This window comes from Kitasatospora sp. NPDC059327, assembly GCF_042752535.1.
Taxonomy (GTDB): domain Bacteria; phylum Actinomycetota; class Actinomycetes; order Streptomycetales; family Streptomycetaceae; genus Kitasatospora.
The window spans coordinates 23,009-33,534 of sequence record NZ_JBHYYB010000035.1 but is presented as its reverse complement, the minus strand read 5'-3'; the positions used below and the strand labels follow the sequence as shown (position 1 = coordinate 33,534).

Here is a 10,526-nt window from a genome sequence, read left to right as displayed (position 1 = left end):
GTTGTTGTTGTGGGTGGTTTTGTTTTTTTTATTGTTCTCGTGTATTGTCTTTGCCCCCCCGGGGGGCGCGCCGGCGCGCCCGGTCCCGGCGGCCCCGCCGCTTTCCCCGACCGGTCGGGGGGCCGCCGCGCTCCCCGGCCCGTCCGGGCCGGTCCCCGGGCCCGCGTGGTGAACCCTGCGCTCACAGCGAACAGTTCTGCGTGAGGGATTCTGCGGCCCGGCCTGCGCGTTAGGGTCCTTGGACAGCAACAATCACACCGTGATACCCGGAAGCTGTGCGACACCGTGAGAGCCGTGCGACGGCCCTCCAAATCGACTGAGCAGGTGGCTAAGTGACGTTCCCGCAGATGCAGATGCCTGGCCCGATGGCGCCGCACGCCGCCTCTGGTGACGTGCTCGGCGGCCTGGGCGACCAGGTCTACAACCGGCTGCTCAACGAGCGGATCATCTTCCTCGGCCAGCAGGTCGACGACGACATCGCCAACAAGATCACCGCCCAGCTGCTCCTGCTGGCCGCGGACCCGGACAAGGACATCTTCCTTTACATCAACTCTCCGGGCGGCTCGATCTCGGCCGGCATGGCGATCTACGACACCATGCAGTACATCAAGAACGACGTCGTCACCATCGCCATGGGCATGGCCGCCTCGATGGGGCAGTTCCTGCTGACCGCCGGCGCCAAGGGCAAGCGCTTCTCGCTGCCGAACGCCAACATCCTGATGCACCAGCCCTCCGCCGGTCTCGGCGGTTCGGCCACCGACATCCGCATCCAGGCGGAGCAGCTGCTCCGCACCAAGAAGCGGATGTCCGAGCTGATCGCCTTCCACAGCGGCCAGTCCTTCGAGCAGATCACCGCGGACTCCGACCGCGACCGCTGGTTCACGCCCGAGGAGGCCCTGGAGTACGGCCTGATCGACGCGATCATGCACAGCGCCGCGGACGTCCCCGGCGGCGGCGGCACGGGCGCCTGAGCCTCGGCCCCGGCTCCACGAGACCACAGCCACAACGCTCCGGAGGACTAGAACCCCCATGAACATCCCCAGCCTGTCCAGCGCCAAGGCACGCGTCGAGGACATGCGCGCCGAGGGCCGCTACATCGTCCCGCGCTTCGTCGAGCGCACCTCGCAGGGCATCCGTGAGTACGACCCGTACGCCAAGCTGTTCGAGGAGCGCATCATCTTCCTCGGCTCGCAGGTCGACGACGTCTCCGCGAACGACATCATGGCCCAGCTGCTCTGCCTGGAGTCGATGGACCCGGACCGCGAGATCCAGATGTACATCAACTCGCCCGGCGGCTCGTTCACGGCCCTGACGGCCATCTACGACACCATGCAGTACGTGAAGCCGGACATCACCACCGTCTGCATGGGCCAGGCGGCCTCCGCGGCGGCCGTGCTGCTCGCGGCCGGCACCCCCGGCAAGCGGATGGCGCTGCCGAACGCCCGCATCCTGATCCACCAGCCGTACACCGAGACCGGCCGCGGCCAGGTCTCCGACCTGGAGATCCAGGCCCGGGAGATCTTCCGGATGCGCGAGCAGCTGGAGGAGATGCTCTCCAAGCACTCCAACAAGTCGGTGGAGCAGGTCCGCGACGACATCGAGCGCGACAAGATCCTGACCGCCGAGGAGGCCGTCGAGTACGGTCTGGTCGACCTCGTCATCTCCACCCGCAAGGCCTCGCTGACCTCCTGAGGTCGGCACTCTCCCGCCCCGCCCCCCGGCGGGCGGGACGGAGCTCCCGGGCGGGGCGCGCCGGTTGTCGCGCGCCCCGCCCCCGGCGCATCGGCGGCACGACCGCCGGCATCTGTTCGGTATCAATTCGCCCAGGGCGTAGGGCAGACCTGGCGAAGAGGACGGAATCAGCGGCCCGGCAGAGTACCGTCGGATAGCGAGACCGATCGCCGTCGGCGTAGACGGTCCACAGCACCAGGCCCCGGAACCCCCGCGGGGCCCCTGGCGAAGGGGAAGCACCTCGTGGCACGCATCGGAGACGGTGGCGACCTGCTCAAGTGCTCGTTCTGCGGCAAGTCGCAGAAGCAGGTGAAGAAGCTGATCGCCGGCCCAGGCGTGTACATCTGCGACGAGTGCATCGACCTGTGCAACGAGATCATCGAGGAGGAGCTCGCCGAGACCTCCGAGGTGCGTTTCGAGGAGCTCCCGAAGCCGCGCGAGATCTACGAGTTCCTGGACCAGTACGTGGTCGGCCAGGACCTCGCCAAGAAGGCGCTGTCGGTGGCGGTCTACAACCACTACAAGCGCGTGCAGGCGGGCGAGGCCGGCCGCAGCGGCGGCAACGGCCGTGAGGACGCCATCGAGCTGGCGAAGTCCAACATCCTGCTGCTCGGCCCGACCGGATCCGGCAAGACGCTGCTGGCGCAGACGCTGGCCCGGATGCTGAACGTGCCCTTCGCGATCGCCGACGCCACCGCGCTGACCGAGGCCGGGTACGTCGGCGAGGACGTCGAGAACATCCTGCTGAAGCTGATCCAGGCGGCCGACTACGACGTCAAGAAGGCCGAGACCGGGATCATCTACATCGACGAGATCGACAAGGTCGCCCGCAAGAGCGAGAACCCGTCGATCACCCGGGACGTCTCCGGCGAGGGCGTGCAGCAGGCGCTGCTGAAGATCCTGGAGGGCACCACCGCGTCGGTGCCGCCGCAGGGCGGTCGCAAGCACCCGCACCAGGAGTTCATCCAGATCGACACCACCAACGTGCTGTTCATCGTGGGCGGCGCGTTCGCCGGTCTGGAGCGGATCATCGAGGGCCGCGCGGGTGCCAAGGGCATCGGCTTCGGCGCGAACATCCGGTCCAAGCGGGAGCAGGACGCCAGCGACCACTTCCGTCAGGTGATGCCGGAGGACCTGGTCAAGTTCGGCATGATCCCGGAGTTCATCGGCCGCCTCCCGGTGATCACCAGCGTGCACAACCTCGACCGCGAGGCGCTGCTGCAGATCCTCACCGAGCCGAAGAACGCGCTGGTCAAGCAGTACCGCAAGCTCTTCGAACTGGACGGCGTCGAGCTGGAGTTCTCCCGTGACGCGCTGGAGGCCATCGCCGACCAGGCGATCCTGCGCGGCACCGGCGCGCGCGGTCTGCGGGCCATCATGGAGGAGGTGCTGATGTCCGTGATGTACGAGGTGCCCTCGCGTCAGGACGTCGCCCGCGTGGTGGTGACCGGGGACGTCGTCTCCAAGCACGCGATCCCCACGCTCGTCCCGCGCGACATGATCAAGCGGGAGCGGCGCGACAAGAGCGCCTGACCTTCCGCCGGAAAGGGCCCCCGGAGACCGTCGGTCGGTCTCCGGGGGCCCTTCGACGTCAGGGGCGCGGGGGTGAGCGCTACTTCGCGACCTCGGCGACCGCGCGCAGGTCGCGGGCGTCGGCGGCCAGCTTCTCCAGGTTCGGCGCCTTGCCCTCCTCCGGTGCCTGCATCAGCAGCACCAGGGTGCTGTTGTCGGCCCAGGCGCAGATGCCGAGGTCGCTGCCGGCCTGGGTGGCCTTGGCGCACTCCATGGTGCCGCCCTTCGAGCCGGCGTCGACCGCGTGCCGGTCGGTGACCGTGGGGCCGCCGGACGAGAAGCCCTTGAACATGGCGTCCAGCTCCTGCTTGGGGAGCAGCACCTTGCCGTAGCCGCCGACCACGATGAGCTGGGGCTCCTGCGCCGAGTCCTGGTAGACGGCGCTGACGCCGGTCGGGTTCCAGGCGCCGTCGCCCTTGCCGAACTCGGAGGTGATCTCCTTCTCCATCGCCTGGGCGATCTCGTTGTCGTCGTCCTTGGTGAGGTCCTTGAACGCGGTCGGCAGGACGATCTTCTGGGTGCCGGCGTTGGACGTCACGTCGAAGACGAAGTACGCGAGGCCGGCACCGATCAGCGCCAGCACGCCGACGAACACGCCCAGCAGGATCCAGAGCGTCTTGCGGGACTTGCGCGGCGGCACCGGGGCGTACGCGCCGTAGCCCGGATGACCGGCCTGGCCCTCCGCCGGCGGGTACCCGGGCGGCGCGGCCTGCGGCGGGACGGCGCCCCAGGCGGGGGCGGCGGGCGGCGGCGGGGGAGTCGCGCCGTAGCCGGGCTGCTGGGGCGGCACGGGAGCGCCGCCGTACGGCTGTCCGGCGGGCGGCGGCGGGGTGCCGTAGGGGTTCTGGTCGGTCACGGTGGCCCTTTCTTGGGACGGGAGGAACGGCGGACGTGGCGCACTCCCACCCGGGGCCGGGTGGCAGCCGGGACGGTGGGTGGTTACTTGGCGACGACCATGGCCGAGCGGATCGCCCGGGTCTTCTCGGCGGCCTGGGCCGGGGTGAGCGCCGGCTGGGCGGTGCCGGTGAGGCTGGACTTCAGGAACGAGACCCGGGCCGTGGTCGACTTGTCGGCCCAGACGCAGACGGTGGACTGCGACTTGCCGCCGAGCACGCCGTAGACGCCGCAGGAGAGCTTGGCCGAGGAGCTGTGGCTGTCCTGGGCCGGGAACTCGGTCAGCGGGGTGGTCCAGCTGCCGCCCTCGCCGGGCTTCTTGGAGTCCTCCATGATCTTGTCCGGGTCGTCGAGCACCCCGTAGACGCCGATCACGCTGATGGTGTCCAGCGGGTCGGCGCCCTTGGCGTAGCCGGCGATCAGCACGTGGAGGTCCTTGCCGAGCTTGGAGGTGTCGGCCTTGCTCGGGTCGGCCGCCTGCTCCTTGGCCGACTTCTGGGTGTAGCCGTCCGGCAGCGACTGGGCGGCGGTGATCTTGTAGGCGCCGCCGGTGTCCCCGCCGAGCACCTTGTAGAGGCCGAAGCCGCCGCCGGCCAGGACCAGGGCGCCGATCACCAGGCCGATCACCAGCCCGGCCTTGCCCTTCTTCGGCGGCGCCGCCGCCGGGTAGCCGGGGGCGCCGTACGGGGCCTGCGGCGGCACCGCGCCGTAGGGCGGCTGCGGGGCGCCGTACGGGGCCTGCGGCTGGGGCGGGCCGTAGTGCGGCACCGGCGCCCCCTGCGGCGGGTAGCCGTACTGCTGCGGCGGCTGACCGTAGGGCGGCTGGGCCCCGTAGGGCGGCTGGGCCCCGTAGGGCGGCTGGGCCCCGTAGGGCGGCTGCGGCTGTGGCGCGCCGTAGGGCTGCGGTGCCCCGTACGGCTGCGGCTGACCCTGCGGATACTGCTGACCCTGGCCGTACATCTGTTGTGCTCCCCCGCCGCACCCGCGGCCTGTCGCGATTCGAAGTCGTCCGTACCCGTATCAGGGGTCGGACGAGTGTGCGGGCACGTTATCGCACGGGGCCGACGGCCGTCCGGACCGGGCGAGGGGCGGCCCGGACCGAAAGCGGTTCGTAACCCGCGTCCGCAGGTACGTAAACTGTGCGTCGTGACCGACACCACGAACCAGCGCCCCGCGAACACTCACGCCGGGGACGACGCAGCCACCCTCCCGACGACCTACGCTCCGGCGGACGTAGAGGGCGAGCTGTACGAGCGCTGGGTAGAGCGCGGTTACTTCACGGCCGACGCGAAGAGTGACAAGCCCCCGTACACCATCGTCATCCCGCCGCCGAACGTCACCGGTGCGCTGCACCTGGGCCACGCCTTCCAGCACACGCTGATGGACGCGCTGACCCGCCGCAAGCGCATGCAGGGCTTCGAGACGCTCTGGCTGCCCGGCATGGACCACGCCGGCATCGCCACCCAGAACAAGGTGGAGCAGCAGCTCGCCGAGTCCGGTCTCTCCCGGCACGACCTGGGCCGGGAGGCCTTCGTCGAGAAGGTCTGGGAGTGGAAGGAGAACTACGGCGGCAGGATCCTCGGCCAGATGCGCCGCCTCGGCGACGGCGTGGACTGGTCCCGCGAGCGCTTCACGATGGACGAGGGCCTCTCCCAGGCTGTCCAGACCATCTTCAAGCGCCTCTTCGACGACGGTCTGATCTACCGGGCCGAGCGCATCATCAACTGGTGCCCGCGCTGCCTCACCGCGCTCTCCGACATCGAGGTGGAGCACGAGGAGGTCCCCGGCGAGCTGGTCTCGATCCGCTACGGGGACGGCGACGACTCGATCATCGTCGCCACGACCCGCGCCGAGACGATGCTGGGCGACACCGCCGTCGCCGTCCACCCGGAGGACGAGCGCTACCGGCACCTGGTCGGCCGGACCATCAAGCTGCCGCTGACGGACCGGGAGATCCCGGTCGTCGCCGACGAGCACGTCGATCCGGAGTTCGGCACCGGCGCCGTCAAGGTGACCCCGGCGCACGACCCGAACGACTTCGCCATCGGGCAGCGCCACAACCTGCCGAACCTGAGCGTCATGGACGAGCGCGGCGCGATCACCGTGCACGGCCCCTTCCTCGGCCTGGACCGGCTGGAGGCGCGCTCGGCCGTGGTCGGCGCGCTGCGCGAGCAGGGCCGGATCGTCGCCGAGAAGCGCCCGTACATGCACGCCGTCGGCCACTGCTCGCGCTGCCACACCGTGGTCGAGCCGCGCCTGTCGCTGCAGTGGTGGGTCAAGGTCGCCCCGCTGGCCCAGGCCGCCGGCGACGCCGTCCGGGACGGCAAGGTGGAGATCCACCCGAAGGAGCTGGAGCGCCGCTACTTCGACTGGGTCGACAACATGTACGACTGGTGCATCTCGCGCCAGCTCTGGTGGGGCCACCGGATCCCGGTCTGGTACGGCCCGGACGGCGAGGTCGTCTGCGTCGGCCCCGACGAGCAGCCGCCGACCGGCGAGGGCTGGCACCAGGACCCGGACGTCCTGGACACCTGGTTCTCCTCCGGCCTCTGGCCCTTCTCCACCCTCGGCTGGCCGGAGCGGACCCCGGACCTGGAGAAGTTCTACTCGACCGACGTCCTGGTCACCGGCCACGACATCATCTTCTTCTGGGTCGCCCGGATGATGATGTTCGGCCTGTACGCGATGGACGGTCAGGCGCCGTTCAAGACCGTCGCCCTGACCGGCCTGGTCCGCGACGAGTTCGGCAAGAAGATGTCGAAGTCCTCCGGCACCGCCGTGGACCCGCTGGACTGGATGGACGCCTACGGCGCCGACGCCGTCCGCTTCACCCTGGCTCGCGGCGCGAACCCCGGCGCCGACGTGCCGATCGGCGAGGACTGGGTCAAGGGCTCGCGCAACTTCTGCAACAAGCTCTGGAACGCGACCCGTTTCGCGCTGATGAACGGTGCCACCGTCGAGGGCCCGCTCCCCGCGCCGCAGGAGCTGACCGCGGTCGACCGCTGGATCCTGTCGCGGTTGAACGCCACCGTCGCCGAGGTGGACGCGCTGTACGACGACTACGAGTTCGCCAAGGTCTCGGACACGCTCTACCACTTCGCCTGGGACGAGGTGTTCGACTGGTACGTCGAGCTCTCCAAGACCACCCTCGCCAAGGGCGGCGCGCAGGCCGACGCCTCCCGCCGGGTCCTGGGCGAGATCCTGGACGTCACGCTGCGGCTGCTCCACCCGATCGTCCCGTTCGTCACCGACACCCTGTGGACCACGCTCACCGGCGCCGAGTCGCTGGTGGTCACCGCGTGGCCCGAGGACAGCGGCTTCCGGGACACCGGGGCCGAGGCCGAGGTCGCCACGCTCCAGCAGGTGGTCACCGAGGTCCGCCGGTTCCGCTCGGACCAGGGCCTTCAGCCCGCGCAGAAGGTGCCGGCCCAGCTGGACCTCGGCGGTACCGTGCTCGCCGTCCACGAGGACGCGATCCGCTCGCTGCTGCGCCTGACCGCGCCCGAGGAGGGCTTCGCGGCCACCGCCTCGCTCCCGGTCGCCGGTGCCACCGTGGCGCTGGACCTCTCCGGCACCATCGACGTCGCGGCCGAGCGCAAGCGCCTGGCCAAGGACCTCGCGGCCGCCGAGAAGGAGAAGGCCCAGACCGCCGCCAAGCTCGGCAACGAGGCGTTCCTCGCCAAGGCGCCGGACGACGTGGTCGCCAAGATCCGGGGCCGTCAGGAGGCCGCCGAGGCCGACATCGCCCGGATCACCGCTCAGCTCGCGGCGCTGCCGCAGGCCTGACCCGGCCGACGGGCCCGGCCCGTCGACGGTCCGCCAGGGGCCGCATCCCGCCGACGCGGGGTGCGGCCCCTCGGCCTTTCCCCGGCCTTCTCGCCCGCCGTCCGCGCCCGGTTCGCGGCCTTCTCGCGACCCCCTCGTGGCCTTCTCGCCGGCCGGACGCGGTCGACGCGGAAAACGGACCCTCTAATAGCCCAGTGCCATTGCTCTGTTCCGGCGAATATTCATCCTGGACCGGGTGAAGTCCTATTCCGCCCGAATTCATTCCGGTCTTGCCCGCGCGGGTTCGCGGAAGTTTGCAGGTCGGATGTGTACGGTGTGCACGGAGTTTCGCTGAGCCGACGACCGACGGGAGGGCATGGCGTGGTGGTGACCGAGAGGTTGGCCGACGAACTGCCGATGGAAGCGGTCCAGGAGGCCAAGGCCGGTGCGGCGACCCTGTTGCTCGCGTTCCGGCACGGCAACCAGCTCGCGTTCGACCACGCGCTGGACCGGCTCTTCGCGGAGCACGCGGAGCGCGAGGTGACCACCCTGCTGGCCTGGGTAGCCGCCGAGGCGGTCCGCAAGGCGTACGCGCCCGAGGTGGGCGACAAGGTGCTGCACGCGTTGGTCCGGCGCGCCCCGGCCGACTCCGGCGCGGTCGCGGTGGACGAGGAGACCGCCGACGCGGCCCGGCTGATCGAGGCCGTGGCGGCCGGCGAGGTGGCCGAGGTGCGCGGTCTGGTGGCCGCCACCGCCGACACCACCTTCCTGCTCGGCGGCCTGCTCCAGGGCATCGCGATGATGCTGCCGCTGCTGCCCGAGGGCGAGCTGGCCGAGATCACCGCGGAGCTGCGTCGCCGGCACTGCGGCCCGTGCCCGGAGATCCCGGAGGCCCGGGCCGGGGTCTGACCCCGGCCCGGGCCCGTGCGCCGGTGCCCGACCCGCCCTACGGCATCGCGTGCAGGTGCGAGCCGACGGTGCCGGCGATCCCGCCACCGGCCTTGGCGTCCCAGTTGGTCGACCAGGTCATCGCCCCGCCGATGCCGGGCCACTTGGTGTCGGGCTTGAAGCTCCCGCAGTTGGTGCCGGCGGCCAGGCAGTCCAGGGCGTTGTTGACCACGCTCGGGCTGACGTACCCGCCGCCCGCCGCGCTGGTGGACGCGGGGACCCCGAGCCCGACCTGGTCGGGCCGCAGCCCGCCCTTGAGCTGGATGCAGGCCAGCGCGGTCAGGAAGTTGACGCTGCCCTGGGAGTAGACCTGCCCGTCGCAGCCGAGCATCGCGCCGGAGTTGTAGTACTGCATGTTGACGATGGTGAGGATGTCCTTCACGTTCAGCGCCAGCTTGAAGTACTCCATCCCGGTCGACTGCATGTCGATGGTCTGCGGCGCCATGGTGAGGACGAACCCGCTGCCCGCCTTCGCCGCCAGCGTGTGCAGGGCCTGGCCCATGTAGGTGGCGTTGACGCCGTTCTCCAGGTCGATGTCGATCCCGTCGAAGCCGTAGTTCTGCAGCAGTGTCCAGGCCGTGTTGGCGAAGGTGGTGGCCGAGGCGGAGCTGTTCACCGAGACGGTGCCGTTCTGGCCGCCGACCGAGAGCACCACCTTCTTGCCGGCCGCCCGCTTGGCCGCGATGTCGGCCTTGAACTGGGCGTCGGTGTAGCCGCCGAGCTTGGCCGACAGCGCCGGGTCCAGGGTGAAGCTCAGCCCGCCGGGTGTGCCGGTGGCGTCGGCGAAGGAGACCGCGATGATGTCGTAGGCGGCCGGGACGTCGCTGATCCGCTGCACGGTGGCGGTGTTGTCGAAGTTCTGCCAGTAGCCGGTGAGCAGGTGCTTGGGCAGGCCGGGCCGGGTCGGGGTGACGGTGGGGGTGACCGTCGGGGTCACGGTGGGGGTCGGGGTCTGGGTCTGGGTCGGGGTCGGGGTGGCCGTCCCTGTGGGGGTGGGCTTCGGGTCGCCCGGTCCGATCAGCGAGACGTCGTCGGCCAGGTAGGAGGGCTGGCCGTACCAGCCGTGCAGGTAGACCGTGACGCTGGTGGTGCCGGCCCCGGTGGTGAAGGTGGTGGAGAGCTTGGCCCAGCTCGCCGAGTTGGTCCAGGTGCCGGGATCCGTGCCGCCGGTGCCGCGGGCCCCGAGGTAGACGTAGGAGCCCTGGACCCAGGAGCTCAGGGTGTACGTCGACGAGGGCTTCACGGCGACGGTCAGGGTGCACTCGCCGGTGTCGCTCGCGCCCGGGGTGGCGCGCAGCGCGTACGAGCCGGAGTGGGCGGTGCCCGTCTCCGCGGTACCGCCGGAGGGACAGGTCCAGCCGCCGAGGTGGTCGGCGGCCTCGAAGCCGCCGTTGTCGATCAGTTCGACGTCGGCGGTGGCCGCGCTGGACGTGCTGGTGGCGACGACCAGGCCGCTCAGGCCCAGGGCGATCGCCGAGGCCCCGGCGAGCAGGGTGTGGACGACGCGGGCGCGCCGGTGTCGGGCAGGTGGCATGACTCCATCTCCTGTGGGGGGAGACCGTCGGCTCACGTGGGGGAGAGCCGTCCGGCTGTCGCTGGTGCGGGAGCTACCGACA

Annotated in this window: 8 protein-coding genes; 5 read left to right on the top strand and 3 right to left on the bottom strand. The window is 70.7% G+C overall.

Translation table 11 applies throughout. From position 1 onward, the window contains the following. Positions 1 to 353 precede the first annotated feature (353 nt). From ACFXHB_RS21965 to clpX, 3 genes are all read left to right on the top strand, one after another. Complete coding sequence (locus ACFXHB_RS21965) at positions 354 to 971, top strand: ATP-dependent Clp protease proteolytic subunit (RefSeq protein ID WP_305067940.1); 618 nt, start codon at positions 354 to 356, stop codon at positions 969 to 971. Positions 972 to 1,029: 58 nt separating this feature from the next. After that, on the top strand, positions 1,030 to 1,692 hold the full coding sequence (locus ACFXHB_RS21960; RefSeq protein WP_327676905.1) for an ATP-dependent Clp protease proteolytic subunit: 663 nt from the start codon (positions 1,030 to 1,032) through the stop codon (positions 1,690 to 1,692). A 282-nt stretch (positions 1,693 to 1,974) separates the two neighbouring features. After that, the gene (gene clpX, locus ACFXHB_RS21955) at positions 1,975 to 3,264 is read left to right on the top strand and encodes an ATP-dependent Clp protease ATP-binding subunit ClpX (RefSeq protein WP_030397392.1); all 1,290 of its coding nucleotides are present in this window, start codon (positions 1,975 to 1,977) and stop codon (positions 3,262 to 3,264) included. A gap of 79 nt (positions 3,265 to 3,343) precedes the next feature. Here clpX and ACFXHB_RS21950 read toward each other — a convergent pair whose 3' ends face one another. Then, on the bottom strand, positions 3,344 to 4,159 hold the full coding sequence (locus ACFXHB_RS21950) for a hypothetical protein (RefSeq protein WP_380576281.1): 816 nt from the start codon (positions 4,157 to 4,159) through the stop codon (positions 3,344 to 3,346). 83 nt (positions 4,160 to 4,242) lie between these two features. Continuing rightward, the gene (locus ACFXHB_RS21945; protein ID WP_380576280.1) at positions 4,243 to 5,157 is read right to left on the bottom strand and encodes a hypothetical protein; all 915 of its coding nucleotides are present in this window, start codon (positions 5,155 to 5,157) and stop codon (positions 4,243 to 4,245) included. Between the two features lie 186 nt (positions 5,158 to 5,343). On the opposite strand from ACFXHB_RS21945, the gene ACFXHB_RS21940 reads away from it, so the two are divergent. Both ACFXHB_RS21940 and ACFXHB_RS21935 read left to right on the top strand, forming a co-directional pair. Continuing rightward, positions 5,344 to 7,983, top strand: coding sequence for a valine--tRNA ligase (locus ACFXHB_RS21940; protein ID WP_380576279.1), 2,640 nt, complete (start codon positions 5,344 to 5,346; stop codon positions 7,981 to 7,983). Between the two features lie 366 nt (positions 7,984 to 8,349). Beyond that, entirely contained in the window at positions 8,350 to 8,871 is a 522-nt protein-coding gene (locus tag ACFXHB_RS21935; protein WP_380576278.1) for a hypothetical protein, read from the top strand. A gap of 37 nt (positions 8,872 to 8,908) precedes the next feature. Here ACFXHB_RS21935 and ACFXHB_RS21930 read toward each other — a convergent pair whose 3' ends face one another. Then, positions 8,909 to 10,444 carry a chitinase gene (locus ACFXHB_RS21930; RefSeq protein WP_380576277.1) on the bottom strand — a complete coding sequence of 512 codons (1,536 nt, stop codon included), beginning with the start codon at positions 10,442 to 10,444 and terminating at the stop codon, positions 8,909 to 8,911. Positions 10,445 to 10,526 lie beyond the last annotated feature (82 nt).